This window comes from Nocardia sp. NPDC049737 (assembly GCF_040674755.1).
Classification (GTDB): domain Bacteria; phylum Actinomycetota; class Actinomycetes; order Mycobacteriales; family Mycobacteriaceae; genus Nocardia.
The window spans coordinates 183,096-204,016 of the sequence record NZ_JBFANH010000009.1 but is presented as its reverse complement, the minus strand read 5'-3'; the positions used below and the strand labels follow the sequence as shown (position 1 = coordinate 204,016).

General features: G+C 65.5%; 17 protein-coding genes. 13 read left to right on the top strand and 4 right to left on the bottom strand.

The features are described 5' to 3' along the window. Positions 1-140 precede the first annotated feature (140 nt). Positions 141-773, bottom strand: coding sequence for a helix-turn-helix domain-containing protein (locus tag AB0J47_RS15125; protein WP_364345589.1), 633 nt, complete (start codon positions 771-773; stop codon positions 141-143). 159 nt (positions 774-932) lie between these two features. On the opposite strand from AB0J47_RS15125, the gene AB0J47_RS15120 reads away from it, so the two are divergent. The 4 genes from AB0J47_RS15120 (at position 933) to AB0J47_RS15105 (ending at position 4,808) form a co-directional block, all read left to right on the top strand. Continuing rightward, positions 933-2,240: a bifunctional o-acetylhomoserine/o-acetylserine sulfhydrylase gene (locus AB0J47_RS15120; protein ID WP_364345587.1), complete on the top strand. Its 1,308-nt coding sequence runs from the start codon at positions 933-935 to the stop codon at positions 2,238-2,240. A 5-nt stretch (positions 2,241-2,245) separates the two neighbouring features. Then, entirely contained in the window at positions 2,246-3,037 is a 792-nt protein-coding gene (locus AB0J47_RS15115) for an ABC transporter ATP-binding protein (RefSeq protein WP_364345585.1), read from the top strand. Then, positions 3,037-4,020, top strand: coding sequence for an aliphatic sulfonate ABC transporter substrate-binding protein (locus AB0J47_RS15110; RefSeq protein WP_364345583.1), 984 nt, complete (start codon positions 3,037-3,039; stop codon positions 4,018-4,020). Before AB0J47_RS15115 ends, AB0J47_RS15110 begins: the two co-directional genes overlap by 1 nt. A gap of 89 nt (positions 4,021-4,109) precedes the next feature. Continuing rightward, on the top strand, positions 4,110-4,808 hold the full coding sequence (locus AB0J47_RS15105; RefSeq protein ID WP_364345725.1) for an ABC transporter permease: 699 nt from the start codon (positions 4,110-4,112) through the stop codon (positions 4,806-4,808). Between the two features lie 3 nt (positions 4,809-4,811). Here AB0J47_RS15105 and AB0J47_RS15100 read toward each other — a convergent pair whose 3' ends face one another. After that, positions 4,812-6,527, bottom strand: a complete 1,716-nt coding sequence (locus AB0J47_RS15100; protein WP_364345581.1) for an FAD-dependent monooxygenase — start codon at positions 6,525-6,527, stop codon at positions 4,812-4,814. Between the two features lie 157 nt (positions 6,528-6,684). Between AB0J47_RS15100 and AB0J47_RS15095 the strand changes: the two genes are divergently transcribed. Further along, positions 6,685-7,293, top strand: a complete 609-nt coding sequence (locus tag AB0J47_RS15095; RefSeq protein WP_364345579.1) for a helix-turn-helix domain-containing protein — start codon at positions 6,685-6,687, stop codon at positions 7,291-7,293. A 64-nt stretch (positions 7,294-7,357) separates the two neighbouring features. Continuing rightward, positions 7,358-8,653 carry an NtaA/DmoA family FMN-dependent monooxygenase gene (locus tag AB0J47_RS15090; RefSeq protein WP_364345576.1) on the top strand — a complete coding sequence of 432 codons (1,296 nt, stop codon included), beginning with the start codon at positions 7,358-7,360 and terminating at the stop codon, positions 8,651-8,653. 40 nt (positions 8,654-8,693) lie between these two features. Here the strand turns inward: AB0J47_RS15090 and AB0J47_RS15085 are convergent, their stop codons facing one another. Further along, the gene (locus tag AB0J47_RS15085; protein ID WP_364345574.1) at positions 8,694-9,431 is read right to left on the bottom strand and encodes a GNAT family N-acetyltransferase; all 738 of its coding nucleotides are present in this window, start codon (positions 9,429-9,431) and stop codon (positions 8,694-8,696) included. 348 nt (positions 9,432-9,779) lie between these two features. Here AB0J47_RS15085 and AB0J47_RS15080 point away from each other — a divergent pair, with 348 nt between their 5' ends. The 7 genes from AB0J47_RS15080 (at position 9,780) to AB0J47_RS15050 (ending at position 20,029) form a co-directional block, all read left to right on the top strand. Then, a complete protein-coding gene (locus AB0J47_RS15080) occupies positions 9,780-10,994 on the top strand; it encodes an LLM class flavin-dependent oxidoreductase (protein WP_364345572.1) in 1,215 nt (404 codons plus the stop codon). 11 nt (positions 10,995-11,005) lie between these two features. Beyond that, positions 11,006-12,361 carry an NtaA/DmoA family FMN-dependent monooxygenase gene (locus AB0J47_RS15075; protein ID WP_364345570.1) on the top strand — a complete coding sequence of 452 codons (1,356 nt, stop codon included), beginning with the start codon at positions 11,006-11,008 and terminating at the stop codon, positions 12,359-12,361. A gap of 362 nt (positions 12,362-12,723) precedes the next feature. Continuing rightward, the gene (locus AB0J47_RS15070) at positions 12,724-14,067 is read left to right on the top strand and encodes an LLM class flavin-dependent oxidoreductase (RefSeq protein WP_364345568.1); all 1,344 of its coding nucleotides are present in this window, start codon (positions 12,724-12,726) and stop codon (positions 14,065-14,067) included. Further along, positions 14,064-17,828, top strand: coding sequence for an ABC transporter ATP-binding protein (locus tag AB0J47_RS15065; protein WP_364345566.1), 3,765 nt, complete (start codon positions 14,064-14,066; stop codon positions 17,826-17,828). The genes AB0J47_RS15070 and AB0J47_RS15065 overlap by 4 nt, the downstream gene beginning before the upstream one ends. A 70-nt stretch (positions 17,829-17,898) precedes the next feature. Then, a complete protein-coding gene (locus AB0J47_RS15060; protein ID WP_364345564.1) occupies positions 17,899-18,342 on the top strand; it encodes a nitroreductase/quinone reductase family protein in 444 nt (147 codons plus the stop codon). Between the two features lie 91 nt (positions 18,343-18,433). Then, entirely contained in the window at positions 18,434-18,817 is a 384-nt protein-coding gene (locus AB0J47_RS15055) for a MarR family transcriptional regulator (RefSeq protein ID WP_364345562.1), read from the top strand. A 315-nt stretch (positions 18,818-19,132) separates the two neighbouring features. Continuing rightward, positions 19,133-20,029, top strand: coding sequence for an alpha/beta hydrolase (locus AB0J47_RS15050; protein ID WP_364345723.1), 897 nt, complete (start codon positions 19,133-19,135; stop codon positions 20,027-20,029). Positions 20,030-20,034: 5 nt separating this feature from the next. Here AB0J47_RS15050 and AB0J47_RS15045 read toward each other — a convergent pair whose 3' ends face one another. Continuing rightward, entirely contained in the window at positions 20,035-20,910 is an 876-nt protein-coding gene (locus AB0J47_RS15045) for a hypothetical protein (RefSeq protein ID WP_364345721.1), read from the bottom strand. Positions 20,911-20,921: the final 11 nt, after the last annotated feature.

Sequence of the window (20,921 nt, the reverse complement as noted above, 5' to 3'; positions counted from 1 at the left end):
CGCTCACGCCCCGGCAGAGCGGTTCACATGATCCCGCACCCGGGCTCAGCGATATCTTCGACGCCGATCAGCGCATGGAGGTCGAACACCATAATCCACTGCGGCAGCTGCCGCGACTGGCCGCCGCGGTCAACGGCTGATCACAGCTGGGGTTGCGGCGGCAATTCACTGGATACCAGCTTCTGCGCGCTGCGCTTGTTCATGCCGAACATCCGCAGCACACGCAGGGTCATTTCGTCGGTGAGTGCCCCGGCATCGGCCTCGGGTCGGGCATCCAATAGTTGCAGCAGTCCCAGCAGTGCCCCGCCCGCGGCCATCAGCGCCATATCCGGATCCATCGGCTCGAACCGGCCCGCCTCCTGTGCGGCTATGATGTCGCGTCGGGCGCGTGGGCCCAGGCCCTCGTCGCGCAGCAGCACCGACGTACCGGAATTCAGGATCACCCGCACACCCTCCGGGATCTGGCGCTGCAGCCGTCCGGTCATCCGGAAGCTCACCGCGAATACCTCGGCGGGGTCGTCGTACATGGCGACGATCTCGTCGCGCATCTCGCTGTAGATCTGCAGCACCGACCGCACGGCCTCGTCGAACAACTGCTCTTTGGATTGGAAGTGGTTGTAGAACGAGCCGAATCCGACATCGGCCGCATCGGTGATTTCCTGGATGCTCACCGCGGATCGCCCCTCCGACAGGAACTTCCGCGCCGCCCCGAGCAGCGCATTGCGCGTCCGCTCGCGCCGCCTGTCGATGCGGTTGCCCACCACACCTGTCACTATGCCCTCCTTCCCCTCGATTCCGTTATTAGAATCATATCTGATAAAAGAATCAGAGTCGATTGCGGCCGTGTTTCCGGCGCTGACCGGAGCCTGGATTCGGTTCCGGCTGAATGTAATTCTCGACACCATGCCGGGCGCTTCTTAGTGTCCGTTGATGTGACGACCAGCGACCAGACCCAGGACCCGAGCGCCGACTGGAGCTTCGAGACCAAGCAGATCCACGTCGGACAGGTGCCGGACGGTACGACCAATGCCCGCGCGCTGCCGATCTACCAGACCACTTCCTACACCTTCCGGGATACCGCGCATGCTGCGGCGCTGTTCGGTCTCGCCGAACCGGGCAATATCTACACCCGCATCATGAACCCGACCCAGGATGCCGTGGAACAGCGCATCGCGGCGTTGGAGGGCGGTGTCGCGGCGCTGCTGCTGGCCTCCGGGCAGGCCGCGGAGACGTTCGCGATCCTGAATATCGCCGGTGCGGGCGATCACATTGTGTCCAGCCCACGGCTATACGGCGGCACCTACAACCTGTTCCGCTACTCGCTGCCGAAACTGGGCATCGAGGTCAGCTTTGTCGATGATCCGGATGATCTGGACCAGTGGCGCGCGGCGATCCGGCCGAATACCAAGGCGCTGTACGGCGAAACGATCTCCAACCCGCAGAACCACATCTTCGACATTCCCGGTATCGCCGAAGTCGCCCATGCCGCGGGCGTTCCGCTGATTCTCGACAACACCGTCGCGACGCCGTACCTGATTCAGCCGCTGGCCCATGGCGCCGATATCGTGGTGCATTCGGCGACAAAGTATTTGGGCGGCCACGGTGCGGCCATCGCGGGCGTGATCGTCGACGGCGGTACCTTCGATTGGACCGGTGGCCGCTTCCCCGGTTTCACCACACCGGACCCGAGCTACCACGGCGTGGTGTACGCCGACCTCGGCGCTCCCGCCTACGCCCTCAAGGCCAGGGTGCAACTACTGCGTGATCTCGGTTCGGCAGTCTCGCCGTTCAACGCCTTCCTGATCAGCCAGGGTCTGGAGACGCTGAGTCTGCGGATCGAGCGGCATGTGCAGAACGCCGAGGCAGTCGCGGACTTCCTCGCGGCGCGTTCGGAGGTGACCTCGGTGTCCTACGCCGGGCTGCCGTCCTCCCCGTGGTACGAGCGCGGCCGCACGCTCGCTCCCAAGGGCGTCGGCGCGGTGATCGGCTTCGAATTGGCCGGTGGGGTCGATGCGGGTAAGCGTTTCGTCGAGGCGCTGAAGCTGCACAGCCATGTGGCCAATATCGGCGATGTGCGTTCGCTGGTGATCCATCCGGCCTCGACCACCCATTCCCAGCTGACTCCGGAAGAGCAGTTGGCGGCCGGTGTCACCCCGGGCCTGGTCCGTCTCGCGGTCGGCATCGAGGGTATCGACGATATCCTCGCCGATCTGCGCGCCGGATTCGCGGCCGCTCAGTAGTCGAGGTGTCACCCACTGCCAGTCGTGCCGCCGGGGTCGCATTGCGCGGCCTCGGCCGCAGTTTCGGCGCCCATACCGTCCTGCGCGATATCGAATTGGAGATCGCACCGGGTGAGGTGATCGCGCTGGTCGGTCCGTCCGGCAGTGGGAAATCGACACTGTTGCGGGTCATTGCTGGGTTGGACGAGCCGACCGCGGGCGAGGTCGTGCTCGACGGTCGTCCCATGCGCGGCATAGACCCGCGCTGCGCGGTGGTTTTCCAGGAGCCGCGGCTGCTGCCGTGGCGCGATCTCGCGGGCAATGTCGCATTGGGTCTGCCACCGACCATCTCGCGGGCCGAAGGCGAGGCCGAGGTGCGGCGCGGGCTCGAGATCGTCGGACTGGCCGGATTCGAGGGACATCGTCCGCGACAAGTGTCAGGGGGCATGGCGCAGCGAACGGCATTGGCCCGCGCGCTGGTTCGCCATCCTGGCGTGCTGCTGCTCGACGAGCCGTTCGCAGCGTTGGATGCGCTGACCAGGCTGCGGATGCAGGACCTGCTCGACGAGGTGCAGCGCGCCGCGGGTATCACGGTCGTACTCGTCACCCACGATGTGGACGAGGCACTGCGCCTGGCCGACCGCGTAATTGTACTCGAAACTGTCAGTGGCGAAACAGGTTTCACGATCGGCACGGCGCTCGAGGTATCCGCCGATCGGCCGCGCGACGACACCGACCCACGGTTGGCCGCGCTGCGGCTCGACCTACTCGAACGACTCGGCGTTGCGCGCCGCGCCACTGTCAAGGAGACACTCTGATGAGACGAGCGACCATCGTCCTGGCAGCCGTCGCGGCGGCGGTGATGACGCTGCTTTCGGGCTGCGCGGAGGGCGAAAAGTCCGGCGCGGCCGGGGCGGGTGCGGATGAGGTGCGGCTGGACTACGCCTACTACAACCCGCTGAGTCTGGTCATCCGGGACCAGCACCTGCTGGAGAAGTCCGGCGCCAAGGTGACCTGGGTATTCTCCGCGGGCAGCAACAAGGCCAATGAAAGTCTGCGCGCCAACGCGATCGATGTGAATTCGACCGCGGGTTCGGCGGCATTGCTGGCGAAGGCCAATGGCACACCGCTGCAAAGCATTTCGATCTACAGCAAACCGGAATGGACCGCGCTGGTCGTCGCGAAGAATTCTCCCATCACCTCGGTGGCCGAGTTGAGGGGTAAGAAGATCGCGGCGACGAAGGGTACCGACGCCTATTTCACACTGCTGCAGGCACTTCAGACAGCTGGTCTCACCGCCAAGGATGTGGAAGTGACCAACCTGCAGCACGCCGACGGCAAGACCGCACTCGAACGCGGTGATGTCGATGCGTGGGCGGGTCTGGATCCCTACATGGCGCAGACCCGTCAAGAGCAGGGTTCGCGATTGCTCTACCGCAACGCCAACTTCCAGACCTACGGCGTACTCAACGCCCGCGCGGATTTCATCGCACAGCATCCGGACCGGGTCCAGGCCGTGGTCAATGCCTATGAGCAGGCGCGGGTTTGGGCGTTGGAACATCCGAACGAACTCGCGCAGCTGCTGGCGACGGAATCGAAGACCTCCCTCGACGTCGCCAAGGAAACGCTCGAGCGCACCGTATTGAAGGTCGATCCGGTACCGGGCGAGACCCAGCGGGCGGTACTCACCCCGATCGTGCCCATCATCGTGGCCGACGGTGACGTGCGATCGAAGGAAGCCGCCGAGACCGCACTCGGTGCACTCTTCGAGCCGAAATTCGCACAGCAGGCCCTTCGGTGACGGTCACCCAGACCGCACCGCCGCGTGCCGCGCGCCGGATCCGTTGGGATCAGGTGGCGCTCGGACTGGTCGTACCCGTGCTGCTGCTATTGCTGTGGCAAGGGGTGACCTCGGCGGGACTGTATTCGTCGAGCCAGCTCGCGCCGCCCGCGGAAGTGCTTGCCGCACTGCGGGAGTTGTTGCAGCGCGACGAATTGTGGAGCCATCTGGCGATCAGCATCCAGCGGGTGCTGCTCGGATTCGCCAGTGGGGCGCTCATCGCACTGGTGCTCGGCACGGTGGTCGGGCTGTTCGATATCGCCCGTGTGCTGCTGGCGCCGACGGTCGGATTGTTCCGCACGGTGCCGTCGCTGGCGTGGGTGCCGCTGCTGCTGTTGTGGCTCGGCATCGGCGAGGAACCCAAGATCGTGCTGGTGGCCATCGGTGCGTTCTTCCCGATCTATACGACGACGGCATCGGCTCTGGCACAGGTCGATCCGCACCTGACCGAACTCGGCCGGGCCTATGGATTGCACCGTGCCGCGCTGTTGTTCTCGATTCAATTGCCCGCGGTGGCACCGGCGGTCGTCAACGGTCTGCGACTCGGCCTGGCCAATGGTTGGCTGTTCCTGGTTGCGGCCGAGCTGATCGCCTCGTCGAAAGGACTCGGATTCCTGCTGATCGACAGCCAGAACAGCGGCCGCACCGACATCATGCTGTTGGCCATTGTGCTGCTGGCCTTGCTCGGCAAGCTCAGCGACACCGTATTCGCCATCGCGGAAACGAAATTGATCGACAGCCGGTTCTGAAAATCAGACGTGCACGCCACGGATGCGGTCGACGATGAAAAGCGGGTCGGTCGGGGCGGCGTTGCCGCGCCACGCAACGTGTTGGTCGGGGCGGATCAGCACGAGGTCGCGTTCGTAGAGCGCCCGGGCATGTTCGTCGCGGATATCGACCACGTCGAGTGGAACGGCACGCTGAGCTGCGGCGTCTACCAATCCGGTGACATCGTGTTCGGCGAAGCGCAGCAGAGTGAAGCCGCGGCCGAACAGGTCGAAGATCGCGCGGCAGTCCGCGAGGTACACGCTCGGCGGCCTGGCGCCGGGCCAGGTGCTGGGTACGTATTCGGCCATCCGCTGCGGCGGCGCGTGCCCATCGAGATCTCGGCAGACGATGGGGGAGTCGTCGTAGCGGTAGTCGAGTTCGATGCCGAGGGCTTCGTTTTCCAGGTTGCCCAGGTCGCTGATCTCGCGGCCGAGTTCGCACCGGGTGCGTTCGCCGAACCAGCGTTCGCTGTGCATGGCGGTCCAGTCGCTGGTCATGATGGCGCCACGGACCGCGCTGTGCCTGGCCGAGGCCGCGCGGTTGCGCAGCGCTACGGCGCGTCGCTCCTGCTCGTAGGCCGTGAGCAGGCCGGGGCCACCCCAGTTGTGCAACTGTGCGGCGAGGACCCAGCCGAGTCCTACCGCGTCGCCGACGCCGGTATTCATGCCGTAGCCCCCGGTGGGCACGACTTGGTGGACGGCATCGCCGGCGAGCCAGACGCGTCCGCGTCCGAAGGAATCGGCGACGGTCAGGCGCGGGGTCCAGAAATTGGCGACCAGGATCTCGATATCGAAGCGTCGGCCGAGTCGTTCGTAGACGAACTCGTGCGGGTCGATCTTGTCGGCGTCGGTGCCGATGCCGAGGGGCGCCTGCAGGGTGAAGGTGTCGCGGTCGTTCTGCGAGATGACTGTCCAGCCTTCGGGGGACTGGAGGTGCCAGACGGTGCCGAAGCGGGTGCGGATCTCAGTATCTGTGGTCGTGAAGTGCACGAGGTAGAACCGGCCGTCCATGGGGCGCTGCCCGGTGGCGCGGAATGCGCGGATCGAGCTCTTGGCAGTTCGTCCCGGGCCGAGCTCTTTGACGAGGAGTTTGCGGAGATCGATCTCGTCGTGTCCGATACCGAGTTGCCTGCGGGTGCGGCTGCCCGCGCCGTCGCAGCCCACGAGATATTGCGCGCGGACGGTGCGCGATTGCCCGGTCTCCCCGGATGTCAGACGCGCGGTGACACCGTCGGTGTCCTCGGTGAAACTGTCCAGCGCCCAGCCATAGTGGACGCGTGCGTTGGTTCGGGTTTCGAGCTGTTCGCGCAGCGCCGGTTCGAGGATCACCTGGGATACGCGCATGGCGGGTTCCAGCGGGAGGGCGCCGTCATTGCGTTCGCGGATGAGCCGGAATTGTTCGGCGACGCTGGGATATTCGAAGCGCGCCAGCTCCCAGCCGACCGCATTGGTGACCCAGCTGACTCTGGCCCTGGAGTCGTCTGGAATCGCGACCTTGCGCAGTTCATCGGCGACCCCCAGTCGCCGGTACAGCTCCATGCTGCGGCCATTGGTGATGTCCATTTTCGGATGCCGGGTGCTGGTGGCATTGCGTTCCACGACGACGGTGTCCACACCGTGGCGGTCCAGTTCGAGCGCGAGCGTCAGACCTACCGGACCGGCCCCGACCACCAGTACTGAGGTTGTTTCGGCGGGGGTCATCGCGCCTTCCTTTCCGGATCTCCATTCACTTCTATGTGCCACACACCACATTGAACAGTCTTGTTCAATTAATGTCAATAATGATCTATTTAGATCGCTTCCGACTCATTCAAAACAATGTCGTAGCTTTGGTGTGGAACTCAGGAAGGGAATGCCGGTGAATGTGACCGAGAAGCGGATCAATGCGGCTGCGATGCGGCTGTTCGCTGCGCGGGGCACCACGGATCTGACGATCAGCGAGCTGGCCACAGAGGCGGGCGTCGCCCGCGGCACGCTGTATCGCAACGTCGAATCCATCGAGCAGCTCTACGACCGGGTGCGGGCGCAACTCGCCTTCGATATCCACGATGCGAATGTCCGGGCCATGGACGCGCACGGTGACATCGATCCGCCGCTGCGGATGGCCACCGGGATCCGCTTGCTGGTGCGCCGGGCCCATGAGAATCCCGCGATGGGGCGGTTCCTGGTCCGGTTCGGCCTGACCGACGAATCCCTGCGCGAGGTGCTCGGCGGTCCGCCGATGCGCGATATCGAGAAGGGCATCGAGAGCGGCCGCTACACCGTCTCGCCGGTTATGGCGCTGAGCGTGGCCGCGATGGTTACGGGCGCGGTGGTCAGCGCGATGTGGATGGTGCTCGAAGGGCATCAGGCCTGGCGTGATGCCGGAGCCGGTGCGGCCGAACTGGTGCTGTGCGCGTTGGGGGTTTCGCGCGAGGAGGCACGGCAGATAGTCGGCGCGCCGCTGCCTGATCTTCCCGAACTCTGACCGATTCCATTCGAGCTGATCGCAAACCTGTTCTGCGGGAGCGGAATACGGTTGTCTCGAGCAGATGAGCTCTGCACGACGTCGGGCATTGAAAACAGTTACCGGAGTCAGCGGCGCGGTGAGCGTCTATGCGGCCGCGATCGATCCGCACGAATCGACGGTGGCATCCTCGATCGAGATCGCGAAGATCGCCGAGGCCAATAAGTTCGACGCCCTGTTCGCCGCCGACCTGTTGAGCTTCGGGGCGCAGGGCGCGATCGGCGCGCAGGAGCCGCTGATCTTCCTGTCCGCATTGAGCGCGGTGACTTCGCACGTCGGCTTGATCGCCACCGTTACCAGCACCTTTCACCACCCGTTCAATCTCGCGCGGCTGTTCGGAACGCTCGACCATGTGAGCAATGGCCGAGCCGCCTGGAATATCGTCACGTCCTCGGTGGGCGAGGAGAATTACGGCGATCAGGATCTGCCGAGCCCGGAGGAGCGGTACGCGCGCGCGACCGAATCCCTCGAGGTCATCAACGCGCTGTTCGACAGCTGGGAGCCGGGGGCGCTGACCCCCGACGGTAACGGCGGTGCGGTCCTCGATGCGGCCAAGGTGCGTCCGATCGAGTATGCGGGGCAATACTTCACGGTGCGGGGTCCGCTCAATATCCCGCCGTTGCCGCAGCGTCGCCCGGTCCAATTCCAGGCCGGTCAATCGGCGGGCGGTATCGAGCTCGGCGCGCGGTTCGCCGAGGTGGTGTTCACCTCGCTTCCGACGCTCGAGGATGCGGTGACCTATACCAAGACGATTCGGGCGCGCGCGACGGAACTCGGTCGAGCCCAAGAATTACCGCTGATCATGAGTTCGTTCCATGCGACTTATGGAGCAACGGATGAGCAGGCGCGCCGGTTGGTCCGCGAGGCGGCCGAGGCGACCGACTTCGATGCGGGCCGCATCCAATTGGCGGATATGTTCGGTGGCGGTATCGATCTCACGGAGCTGCCGCTGGATCGGCCGATCCCGGAAACGATACTGCCCGAGCTGAATTCGGTGAACCGCCGGCGCGGGCGGGTGGAAATCTTCACCAAGCTGGCGGCATCCGGTCGCACGCTGCGTGAGCTGATCGTCGCGGCGAAGGATACCGGGCACTGGGCGGCTGCCGGGACGCCGGAACAATTGGCCGATGCTGTCGAAGAGCGTTATCGCGCAGGGGTTCTCGATGTCATCTCGCTGGGTGGTCTGGCCGATGCCCGAACTCGAGACTTCGTTACCAATGGACTTCTGCCCGAATTGCGCCGCCGGGGAATCGTCGGAAACGACTATGTCGGTGGCACTTTCCGCGAGAACCTGGAACTGCCCCCGCTACCTGAGCGCTGAGCGCGCGGTTTGCGCCGGACATCCCAGGTCCGGCGTGGAGTCAGTTCGGCGTCGACGCGCGGTTGGTGGACGATGGTGCCTGCACGATCGTCAACAACGAACGCTTGCGCAGGGTGAATCCCAACGTCTCGTACAAACTGATCGCCGTCGCATTGTGGGCGACGGCGTGCAGGAACGCTGTCTCTCCGCGCGCCCGGATCTGCGCGCCGACCGCCCGGGTCAGCCGGGAGGCGAAACCGCGGCCGCGGAATTCCGCATCGGTGCACACGGCGCTGATCTCGGTCCAACCCGGCGGGTGCAGGCGCTCACCTGCCATTGCCACCAGCCTGCCGTCCACCCGAATCCCGAGATAGGTACCCATTTCGATGGTCCGCGGCGCATACGGGCCGGGTTCGGTGCGGGCGATCAGCTCCAGGATCTCCGGCACATCAGCGGCGGTGAGTACCTCGAGTTCCGGATCGTGGGCAACGCGTAGCGCGGTGCCGTCCATTTGTACCGAACCGAATTCGTTCAGCACGGTCCACCCATCCGGCGGCACATGGCCGTAGCCGCGCAGTGCGGTGCTGCCGCCCGGGCCGAGCAGGGTGGCCAGATCGGCCCAATCCTGTTCGTCCAGTGCGGGCGGATGGCCGATGAATCTGGCGACGTCCGGGTCGTAGCGGCCGATGCGGCCCACCCAGCTGGCGAAGCGGAGGTGCTCGCCGCGCAGCGATGCCCGCACCGGATCGTCGAGTGGATGCAGTGGGGTATTGATGTCGATGGTCGACTCGGTGGTCATCGCGCACTCCTCCGCAACAGGGTCCGACCGGAGAACGTTAGCGGGGCGCACGAGTATCGGCACCGGTTGTGCTCAGCGGAATTTCTATCCGGTGGCTGTCGTCGATTCCCTCGCTCGCAGCGTATTTCCCAGCGCTCGAGCTGATCTCAATCGTTGACACCAGCGGCGGAAGGCCAGGTCGGGACCACCACGAATATCACGTGGCCACGTGATATGAGGTCTGCGCGGAGTCCTTCCCGTCAGCACCGCCGTCGGTCGCAGTCAGCGCTGCGCAACGTTCGAGTGGGACGCGCAGCGGTTCGCGCGTTGCAGCACACAACATTCGCGCATGCACAGGAATGGGAGACGATGGCACCGAAACAACTACATCTCGGCGTCGCGCTCGATGGAGCGGGCTGGCATCCGGCCGCGTGGCGGGAGCCGAACTCCCGACCCACCGAGCTGTTCAGCCCCGGTTACTGGACGGATCTGGTCGCCACCGCGGAGCGCGGACTGCTCGATTTCGTGAGCATCGAGGACACCCTGCGGGTTCCGGGGACGCCGCATGAGCCCTCCGATGACGCCGTCGACCGGGTCCGAGCCCGGATCGATGCCAATCTGATTGCCGCGCGGGTCGCGCCGAGCACCCGGCACATCGGGCTCATCCCGACCGTGACGGTCACCCATACCGAACCGTTCCATGTCTCCAAGTCGATCGCCACCCTCGACTACACCTCGCGCGGCCGGGCGGGCTGGCAGGTGCGGGTCTCCGGCAGCGCCGAGGAGGCCGCGCAGTTCGGCCGTCGCGAAGTGCATGAACCAACGGTCGCCGATATCGCGGAAGCTGTTGCGTCGGGGATATTTCCGCGCGAGACGCACGAGCTGTTCGAAGAAGCCGCCGATGCGGTCGAGGTGGCGCGGCGGCTGTGGGACAGTTGGGAGGACGACGCGGAAATTCGCGAGGTGGCCACCCGCCGTTTCATCGATCGCGACAAACTGCACTACATCAATTTCGAGGGCCGCTTCTTCAGTGTCCGTGGGCCGTCGATCACACCGCGCCCGCCGCAGGGGCAGCCGGTGGTCGCGGCACTGGCGCACGGTCCGCTGATCTATGAATTCGCTGCCCGCTCAGTGGATCTGGTTTTCGTCACGCCGAGCCGCCAGGCGGGACCCGGAGTGATTCTGGAGCAGGTCGCGGTCGCCGCGGCCCGCGTCGATCGCGTGGGCGAACCGCTGCGGGTCCATGCCGATATCGTCGTATTCCTCGACACCGACGAGGCGACCGGTCCGCAACGACTGGCGCGGTTGAACGAGCTCTCCGGTGCCGAATTCGCTTCGGATGCAGGTATTTTCGCGGGTAGCGCGGAGGAACTCGCCGAACTGCTCACCGAATGGAGCGCGCAGGGGATCGACGGCTTCCGGTTGCGACCGGGTGTCGCGGTCGATGACCTGGCCGCCATCACCGACCGGCTCGTTCCCGCCCTGCAACGCCGGAGTGTGTTCCGCACCGGCTATCCGGATGGTCCGCTGCGCGCACTGCTCGGCTTGTCCACCGACGTTCCCAACCGTTACGCGACTGCCTGAGCGAGGTCAGTATGAGTACTCCACGTAAGCAGGTCATCTTGGGCGCCTACCTCGGCGGCGTCAACCACCACACCGCCTGGTGGCATCCCGAGGCCGGCAGCCAGATCGATTTCAGCAGTTTCGAACACACCGCGCGCACCGCCGAACGCGGCAAATTCGACTTCTTCTTCCTCGCCGAAGGTCTCATCCTGCGCGAACGTGCGGGCAAGATCTTCGATCAGGACGTTATCGGCCGCCCCGATACCTTCACCGTGCTGGCCTCGATCGCCGCGGTGACCGAACATCTCGGATTGGCGGGCACGATCAACGCCACCTTCAACGAGCCGTATGAGTTGGCCCGCCAGCTCGCGAGTTTGGATCATCTGTCCGGTGGTCGCGCCGCCTGGAATGTGGTGACCTCCTTCGACGCCTTCACCGGCCAGAACTTCCGCCGCGGCGGCTTCCTCGATCCGGCAGACCGCTATGTGCGGGCCGAGGAGACGCTGAATGCCGTTCGTGCCCTGTGGGATTCGTGGGATGTCACCGATATTGTCGCCGACAAGGAATCCGGCCGGTACCTGGCCCGCCCGGATGCTGGTGCATTCGCCTTCCACGGCGAACAATTCGATATCTCCGGGCGGTTCACCGTGCCGCGCAGCCCGCAGGGGCGGCCGGTGATCCTGCAGGCCGGTGTCTCCCCACAGGGCCGCGCCTTCGCCGCCGCCAATGCCGACGCCATCTTCTCCCCGTACGGCAAGCTGCCGGAGGCCGCGGACTTCTACCGCGATATCAAGGCGCGTGCGGTCGCGGCCGGACGTGCGGCCGATGACATCAAGATCCTGCCGTCGGCGAGTTTCGTGCTCGGCGATACCGAGGCCGAGGCGATCGAGAAGTTCCACACCGTGCGCAATGAGCAGGTCACCGGACAGACCGCGCTGATCCTGCTGGAACAGATCTGGAACCGCGACCTGTCCGGCTACGACCCGGAGGGCCCGGTGCCCGATATCGATCCGGATCCCGACGCTGCGCCGATCATCCAGGGGCGTGCCTTCGTACATCAGGATCGGTTCGCCACGGTCGAGCGCCTGCGCCAGGTGGCCGAGGCGAAGAAGCTCACCCTGCGGGAGGTGGTGATCGATCAGTTCGAACGCGGGCCCCTGGTCGGCACGCCCGCCCAGGTCGCCGAGCAGATCGATACCTTCGTGCAGAACGACGGCTCCGACGGCTTCATCCTCGGCTCGCATCTGGTGCCATGGGGCATCGATGAATTCGTCGACAAGGTGGTGCCGCTACTGCAGGACCGCGGTGTTCTGCGCACCGAATACAGCGGAACCACGCTGCGCGACAACCTCGGTCTGCCGACTATCCGGTCCGCGGTGTCGGCCTGAATCGGTTGGTGCCCTCGGTGTTCCGAAGGGGTGATCGCTCCGATCCCATTGCAGTACATCTTCAGCCTCTGGCCTTCGTGCAGGCGCACTCTCAGAATCGGCTCGAGCGCAAGGGTGTCGCGCGGATCGGGCGGGGTCGATGATATCCCGGTCGGGTTGACAGGCCCGCGTTCGGCCGCGGGCGCGATCACGCGGCTGGCCGTCGGTGAGGCGCGGAGTCGTCGCTGGCGGATTGCGCCGAACGTGCGCCGCGCGCAGCGGGCGTCACTGCCGGTGCGCGATGCGGTACGGGCAGCCGCGCATCCGCCGCACCCTACTGACCACGCTCGGCGTCGTCCCCGCCGGCGTCTGAAAGGAACATCATGTCGAAACAATTGCACCTCAACGCATTTCTGATGTCGACCGGACATCACGAAGCTTCGTGGCGGCTGCCCGAGTCCGATCCGCACTCGAACACCAAGATCGAGCACTACGTGAACCTCGCGCGCATCGCCGAGCGCGGAAAGCTGGACTCCATCTTCTTCGCCGACAGCCCGGTGCTCTTCGGCGATACCGGCCGCCGCCCCAGCGGCAAGCTGGAGCCGACCGTCCTGCTCACCGCGATCGCCGTGCAGACCTCGCGGATCGGGCTCATCGCCACCGCGTCCACCAGCTACAACTCGCCGTTCAACCTGGCGCGCCGATTCGCGTCGGTGGACTGGGTGTCGAACGGGCGCGTCGGCTGGAATATCGTCACGACCGCCGGTGCGGATGCCGCGCGAAATTTCGGGCTCGACGATGTCCCCGACCACAAGCTGCGCTACGACAAGGCCGCCGAATTCGTCGATGTGGCAACGAAATTGTGGGACAGCTGGCAGGACGACGCAGTACTCGCCGATAAGGAATCCGGGATTCACACCGACCCGGACAAGGTCCGCAAGATCGAACACGAGGGACACTTCTTCAAGGTCGCGGGCCCGCTGAATGTGCCGCGCTCGCCGCAGGCGTACCCGGTGCTCGTGCAAGCCGGATCCTCCGAGGACGGTAAGGAATTCGCCGCCCGCTATGCCGAAGCGGTGTTCACCGCACAGCAGACGATCGAGGACGGCCTCGAGTTCTACACCGACCTGAAGCGCCGCGCCGTCGCATTCGGCCGCGATCCGGAGAGCATCAAGATCCTGCCGGGCATCGTGCCGGTCATCGGTGATACCGAGGAGCACGCCCGCGAACTGGATGCCGAGCTGGAACGGCTGATCTCGCCCGAATACGCCAAGCGCCAGCTGGCCCGCACCTGGGGCATTCCGGTGGAGGACCTCGACCTGGACAGCGAACTGCCCGAGGATCTGCCCACCGAGGACGAGATCCAGGGCGCCAAGAGCCGCTTCACCCTCATCGTGAATCTGGCTCGGCGCGAACGGCTTACGCTGCGCCAGCTGATCGGACGACTCGGCGGCGGACGCGGCCACCACACCTTCGCGGGTACCGCCGAACAGGTGGCCGACACCATCGAGGAATGGTTCACCCGCGGCGCCGCGGACGGATTCAACATCATGCCCGCCGTCCTGCCCTCGGGCCTGGCACGATTCGTCGACGAGGTGGTGCCGATTCTGCAGCGGCGCGGACTGTTCCGCACCGAGTACACCGAGACCACGCTGCGCGGGCACTACGGCCTGGAGCGGCCCACCAACCAGTTCGCCGACGCGGACGCACTCGTGGTCGCCGGATGAGTTCGGGCTCGGACTGTTCCGGCGACGCGACTGCCGACGGCTGGATTCGTTATCTGCTGCGGCGCTGTGCCGAACATCGGTGGACGGTAAGCGTCGCGTGTGTGGGTTCGGTGGTGGCCGCGGTACTCACGGCCATCCTGCCGCTGCTGGTGCGGCATGTGGTCGACACCTTGACCAGCACAGCCGCATCGGTGCTGCCGTGGGTGCTCGTGCTGTTGGCGATCGGATCCGTCCGGTTCGTCGCGGGATACCTGCGGCGGACCGGATCCTCGCGGCTGTCACTGGATGTGCAGCACGACCTGCGCCGCGACCTGTTCGCGGCGCTGCTGCGCCTGAACGGACGCCAGCGGGCGGGGCTGTACACCGGGCAGGTGGTCAGTCGCGCCATTACCGATGTGACGTTGATCCAGATGTTCCTGCAACTGGTTCCGCTGGTCGCGGGCAATGTTGTGCTGATCGCCGCGTCGCTGTTGCTGATGGCGTCGATGTCGCCGATGCTGAGCGTGATCGCGCTGCTGGTGGTGCCCGCGCTGTGGTTGATCACCGCGCGCAGTCAGCGTGTGCTTTTCCCGGCCAACTGGGATGCGCAGGCCCGGGCAGCCGAGGTCGCCATGCGGGTGGAGGCCGCGGTGGCCGGGGTGCGGGTGGTGAAGGGGTTCGGGCAGGAATCGCACGAACTCGAGCAGTTGGCCGCGTCCGCTCGTGACCTGTACCGGTCGCGGCTGCGCGTCACCCGCATTACCAGCCGGTTCACGCCGGTTATGCAGGCGGTGCCCGCGGCAGGGCAGGCGTTGGTTCTCGTGGTCGGTGGGCTGCTGGCGTTGCGGCAGTCCATCACGCTCGGCACATTTCTCGCGTTCATGACCTATCTGGGGTCGTTCGCCACGCCGGTCCGCATGTTCTCCATGCTGCTGACGGTCAGCCAGCAGGGGAAGGCATCGCTGGAACGGGTGCGCGAAGTGATCGAGACCCCACCGCCGGGCGAGTCGGCCGCTGGGCAGGCCGTCGACGTCTCGGACGGTGCGCCACGGATCGAATTCCACGGTGTGCGTTTCGCTTTCGAGGGTCAGCCTGCGGTACTGCGCGATCTCGATCTCACGGTCGAGCCGGGGGAGACGGTCGCCATCGCGGGTGCGGCCGGTTCCGGCAAATCGATTCTGGTGCAGCTGCTACCGCGATTGTTCGATCCCGATGCGGGCCGGATCCTGTTGGATGGCACCGATATCCGCGAGCTCTCGAACCTGCGGAGTCGAGTGGCTATGGTCTTCGAAGACACCTCGCTGATGGCGGACACCGTGCGAGCCAACGTCTCCTACGGACGCCCGGACGCTACCGACGAACAGGTATGGCACGCACTGTATCTGGCCGCCGCCGCCGATTTCGTCGCCGCGCTGCCCGAAGGGCTCGATACCGTCATCGGGGAACGCGGACAACGGCTTTCCGGCGGGCAGCGGCAACGACTGGCTTTGGCACGCGCCCTGATCACCGACGCCCCGGTGCTGGTCCTCGACGATGCCACCTCCGCCATCGACGCACAGGTGGAGGAGGAGATCTTCGCCCGCATCGCCGCCGAGGTGCGTCGGCGCACCACAATCGTGGTGGCACACCGCATTTCGACGCTGGCGCTGGCCGACCGGGTCGCGGTGCTCGACGGCGGACGGGTGGCCGAACTCGGCACCCTGCACGAGCTGCAGGCTTCCGGCGAGCTGTTCCACACCCTGTTCACCCCGCCCGATCCGGCGAGTATCGCGGCCGATCTGACCGCGGTAACCGACCCCGTGCCCACCGCGGGATTGTGGGTGCACACCGACACCGACGGTGACGAGTCGCGCACGCTGGAGCAGATGGCGAAGGCATTCTCCCAGCGGGCCGCGGGCGGGCCCGGAGGCATGGGCGGTCATCTGGGTGGCGGGATGATGTCGAGTGCGCCACCCAGCGGCGATGTGCGCGCACTGATCGACCGGTTGCCCGCAGTGACCGGTGAACCCGATGTGCCCGAACAGTTTTCGCACACCCCGGAGCCGAACTTCGATCTGCCAGGATTGCTGCGGCCCTTCGCGGTGCCGCTGCTGGCCGGACTGGGACTGGTGGCCCTGGACGCGCTGGCGCAGACGCTCATTCCGTTCCTGGTGCGCTACGGCATCGACCGGGGTGTGCTGGTCGGTGCCCGCCAGGTCCTGCTGCTGGCGGCGGCCTCGGCGCTGGTGCTGGTGGTCGTGGACTGGGTGATCACCGTCGCGCAGGTGCGGGTTACCGGGCGGGCCGGGGAAAGGTTGCTGTACGGGCTGCGCGTGAAGGTCTTCGCGCAACTGCAACGGCTGGGTCTGCAGTTCTATGAGCGAGAACTGGCCGGCCGCATCATGACCCGGATGATCACCGACGTGGACGGGCTGTCCACCTTTCTGCAGACCGGGCTGACAGTGGCCCTGACCAGCACGCTCACCATCGGCGGCGTGGTGGTCGCGCTGGTTGTGATCGATGCCGAGTTGGCGCTGGTGGTGTTCGCGCTGCTGCCGGTGCTGATGGCCGCCACGGTCGCGTTCCGCCGAGCCTCGGTGCCCGCGTACAACCTCGCGCGCGAACAGGTCAGTGCCGCCAACGCCTATCTGCAGGAAAATGTCGACACCATCGCGGTGACCCAGGCCTACCGCAGGGAGGCGATCAACCAGCGCGAATTCGAGCGCCGTTCCTGGGGTTACCGCAATGCGCGGCTGCACAGCCAGACGCTGATGGCGCTGTTCTTCCCGTTCATCGAGATCGTGTCGGTGATCGCCACCGCCGCCGTACTCGCCGTCGGTGTGCACCAGGTGCGCGAGAACGCGCTCACCGCAGGCACTTTGATCGCATTCCTGCTCTACATTGATCTGCTGTTCGCGCCGATTCAGCAGCTGTCGCAGGTTTTCGACAGCTATCAGCAGGCGGTCGTCGGTGTCGAGCGCATCGGCGTCCTGATGCGCGAACCCGTCACCACGCCGGACGCACCCGATGCCCGCACCGTCGACCGGCTGGCGGGCGAAATCGAGTTCCGCGGTGTCGGTTTCGCCTACGACAGTGCCGGTACGCGGGTGCTGTCGAATATCGATGTGACGATCGCGCCCGGCGAGAAGGTGGCCGTGGTCGGCGAAACCGGTGCGGGCAAATCCACTCTGGTGAAACTGCTCGCGCGCCTGTACGACACCACCGAGGGCGCGGTACTCGTCGACGGCGTCGATATCCGTCGATATCGGTTGCGCGACTATCGCAAACGGCTGGGTGTGGTGCCGCAGGAACCATTCCTGTTCGGCGACACTGTGCACGCCGCCATCGCCTACGGCAAGCCCGATGCCACCCCGGCCGAAATAGAATGGGCGGCACGCGCTGTCGGCGCGCACGAGATGATCGCCGCCCTCGAAAACGGCTACCGCCAGCCGATCGGTGCGCACGGTGCGGGTCTGTCCGCCGGTCAGCGCCAACTACTGGCCCTGGCGCGCGCCCAATTGGTGGAACCAGACATCCTCATACTCGACGAGGCCACCGCCTCTCTCGACTTGGCCACCGATGCCCGCGTCCGCGCGGCCGTCGATGTGCTCATCGCGGGTCGTACCACCATCGTCGTGGCCCACCGCCTGGCCACCGCCGCGGCTGCCGACCTCATCCTGGTCGTCGGCGAGGGCCGACTGCTCCAAACCGGCCGCCACACCGAACTTCTCGAAGTCGACGGCCCGTACCGCAGGCTGTGGTCGGCCTACGTCGGCGATGAATCGTCGGTGGGCAGCAGATGACGCGTTCAGTGGTGCCGATATGTGAAGTAGAAGATATGAAACACATATAATCTCGGCTACGATTGTAAGCATGAGTGCAGATAGTTACCGTCGGACAACCAACACCATCAACAAGGTCATCGTCGGGCTGCAGCGGATAGGCATCGCCTTCGGTCCTATGCAACTGCTCACGGTCGCGGGGCGGCGCAGCGGGCAGTTGCGCACCTTCCCGATCGCGGTGAACAAGCTCGACAGTGGTCGCTTCATCTTCCAGGCGTTCCCGAAGGCCGCGTGGGTCGTGAATGCGCGTGCGGCCGAAACCGTCACGCTGACCCGCGGTCGCAGGTCGTCCACGGCGCGCCTGGTCGAGGTGCCGGTAGACGAGCGCCCGCCGCTGCTGCACGAATTGGTGTCGACGAGTCCGAAGAGCGTCGGCAAGCGTTTCGTCACCACCGGACTGGCCGAAGCCGCCACTCCCGATGGCGTGGCCGCATCGGCGCATCGAATCGCGGTCTTCCGCGTCGTTCCGGTCTGATCGGAGCCGATCACGCACGTCCGCGAGCCGTATCTGCCCCTCGCCTACGTATGATATGAAAACCGTATAAACGTAGGCGAGGTGGCGGACAATGAATTCAGTAACGGGTCCTGCTTCGACCCGCAGCCGTCGGAGACTGACGGCCGACGTGCGGGAAGCATTGCGTGACTTGAATATTCAGCTTTCGCTGCTCAATCGCCGTTTCGGTGGGGTCGAACTCGAGGACGTCGATTGGACTTGCCTCGACCTGATCAACCGACACGGCCCCATGTCCCCGACGGCCTTGGCGCGCCACGCCGGACTGCACCCCGCGACCATGACCGGAATCCTCGATCGGCTGCAGAAGGGCGGATGGATCGTCCGCGAACGTGACCCGGACTCCACGGACCGTCGCGCGGTCACCTTACACGCTGTGCGCGAACGAAATTCGGAACTATTCGAGCTGTTCTCCGGCATGAACAACCGCATGGGATGAACTGTGTGTTCGCTACTCCGAAGCCGAACTCGAGGTGATCGCCGACTTCCTGCGGCGAACCGGCGTGGCGGGCCAAGAAGCCGCCCAGGAGTTGGCGGAAGGCTGAGATCAGCCGCGACAGCGCTGCGGTGGATCCAATCCCAGCTCTACGCAGGCCAGCGGCGCGACCTCGAGTTCGAGCCGGTTCTCGGATACCAGGCGTCGGCCGTCGGAAGTTGAACTCGACGTCAGAATCGAATACGGTGGCGATCTATATTGCCGTGGTAGACGAGGTGACCCATGGATTCACGTAATCTGCTCGATGAGTGGCTGGGGCTGGGTAGTCGGCAGGTCGCGACCAATGGGATCGAGTTGCGGGTTGTCGAGCATGGTGACGGTCCCCCGGTGGTGTTCTGTCATGGCTTTCCCGAGCTCGGATTCTCTTGGCGGCACCAGGTTTTCGCGCTTGCCAAAGCGGGTTTTCGGACGTTGACGCCGGATATGCGTGGATACGGTGGTAGTTCTCGGCCGGGGCGGATCGAGGATTACGACATGGTCGCGCTATGTGGTGATCTTGTCGGGTTGCTCGATGAGGTCGGTGTCGAGGATGCGATCTTCGTCGGTCATGACTGGGGTGCGTCGGTGGTGTGGCAGCTGGCCCTTCGGCATCCGGATCGGGTGCGGGCCGTTGCGGGGTTGAGTGTTCCGGCTACGCCGCGGTCGGTCGCGCCGCCGTTGCCGATTCTGCGATCGCGGCTGGGTGACGACTTCTATATGTGCTGGTTCCAGGAGCCGGGCCGTGCGGACGCGGAGCTCGCGTCGGATGTGCGTCGTACTCTGCTGCAGGACGATGTCGTCGGTGCGCGGGATCTGTTGAGCGGCAACGGTTCCGAGATGGCAGCTCCGGCATGGCTGAGTGCAGACGAACTCGGTTACTACATAGCGACTTTCACGGCCACCGGGTTCACCGGCGGGCTCAATTACTACCGCAACCTCGACCGCAACTGGGAACAGAGCGCGCACCTGGCTGATGCGAAGATCCACCAGCCCGCGCTGTTCATCGCCGGATCGGAGGATGCCGTCATCCGGTTCACCCCGACAGCCAAGATGGCCGCCATACTGTCCGACCTGCGGGCCTCCATTGTCCTCGACGGGGCGGGACATTGGATTCAACAGGAACGCGCAGCCGAAGTCAGCGCCGCACTGATCGATTTCGCCCGCAGCGTCAGCTGACAGGACTACCCGACCACCTGCCGGTAGCGTGCGGACAGCATCGGCGGGAATCCGAGGCCGCCTTCGAGAACCCGGATCGCCAACGGCGAAGCCAGCGCACGCAGGCGCGCACATCCGGCTTCGCCGATCGCCTCGTACGGGTAGACCGAGAGTTCATCCGTCTGGCTCTCGATCGCACCACGCCGCTGCGAGCCGTGTTCGCTGAGCACGACACCATCATCGGCCAACCACCCCCGCGCCCGAAGCCGTCGCACACCGTCGGCCCAGTCCTGCTCGCTCCAGGATCGGCTGGCGCGCAACACTTCCGGCGATATCTCACCGGTCGCGCTGTGTGTGATCAATGCCTCGATCCCGTCCAGCCCCGCCGTCAGCAACAGGGCGACGTGTCCGTCACCGCGATACTCCCGCAACAGTGTCTGCGCATGCCACAGCACCAGATGCGGTTCCTCAGGCCACGGCAGCGCCGCATGCGCCGCGAACAGCGCACGCCCCTGCGGCCGTTCGCAAGCACGTTCAGCGGCGCGCCGGGCAAGCTCGGCGGCTGCACTCACCTCAGGACTGGTGATGTCATCGCCCCATGCCTGCCGAAGCGACCGATCGACCGCATGCATACGAGCTCGGAAAATCTCTGCGGGAGCAGCGATTTCCCATGCGGCCGGGATGACGGCCCGCACCGCGACCGGATTGAAATTGAAGAATGTGGCGATGGTGACCGAGGCGGGCACCGGCCCGAATGCCGCGGACCGCGAGGCGAAGTACATCATGCGCGGGTCGGTAATGCCCAGCTCGCGGTACGCCTCTGGGCCGTGTGGGGTGAAGTAGATCATGCCGTGTATCGGCTCGAGCGCGCGGAACGTCAGATGGGCACTGTGTGGGGACACGGTAGTCAAAG

Bases quoted from the DNA above. Each gene is read 5' to 3' on its own strand.
- AB0J47_RS15110 (WP_364345583.1), top strand. From the start codon at position 3,037: ATGAGACGAGCGACCATCGTCCTGGCAGCCGTCGCGGCGGCGGTGATG.
- AB0J47_RS15100 (WP_364345581.1), bottom strand. From the start codon at position 6,527: ATGACCCCCGCCGAAACAACCTCAGTACTGGTGGTCGGGGCCGGTCCG.
- AB0J47_RS15090 (WP_364345576.1), top strand. From the start codon at position 7,358: ATGAGCTCTGCACGACGTCGGGCATTGAAAACAGTTACCGGAGTCAGC.
- AB0J47_RS15085 (WP_364345574.1), bottom strand. From the start codon at position 9,431: ATGACCACCGAGTCGACCATCGACATCAATACCCCACTGCATCCACTC.
- AB0J47_RS15080 (WP_364345572.1), top strand. From the start codon at position 9,780: ATGGCACCGAAACAACTACATCTCGGCGTCGCGCTCGATGGAGCGGGC.
- AB0J47_RS15075 (WP_364345570.1), top strand. From the start codon at position 11,006: ATGAGTACTCCACGTAAGCAGGTCATCTTGGGCGCCTACCTCGGCGGC.
- AB0J47_RS15070 (WP_364345568.1), top strand. From the start codon at position 12,724: ATGTCGAAACAATTGCACCTCAACGCATTTCTGATGTCGACCGGACAT.
- AB0J47_RS15065 (WP_364345566.1), top strand. From the start codon at position 14,064: ATGAGTTCGGGCTCGGACTGTTCCGGCGACGCGACTGCCGACGGCTGG.
- AB0J47_RS15060 (WP_364345564.1), top strand. From the start codon at position 17,899: ATGAGTGCAGATAGTTACCGTCGGACAACCAACACCATCAACAAGGTC.
- AB0J47_RS15055 (WP_364345562.1), top strand. From the start codon at position 18,434: ATGAATTCAGTAACGGGTCCTGCTTCGACCCGCAGCCGTCGGAGACTG.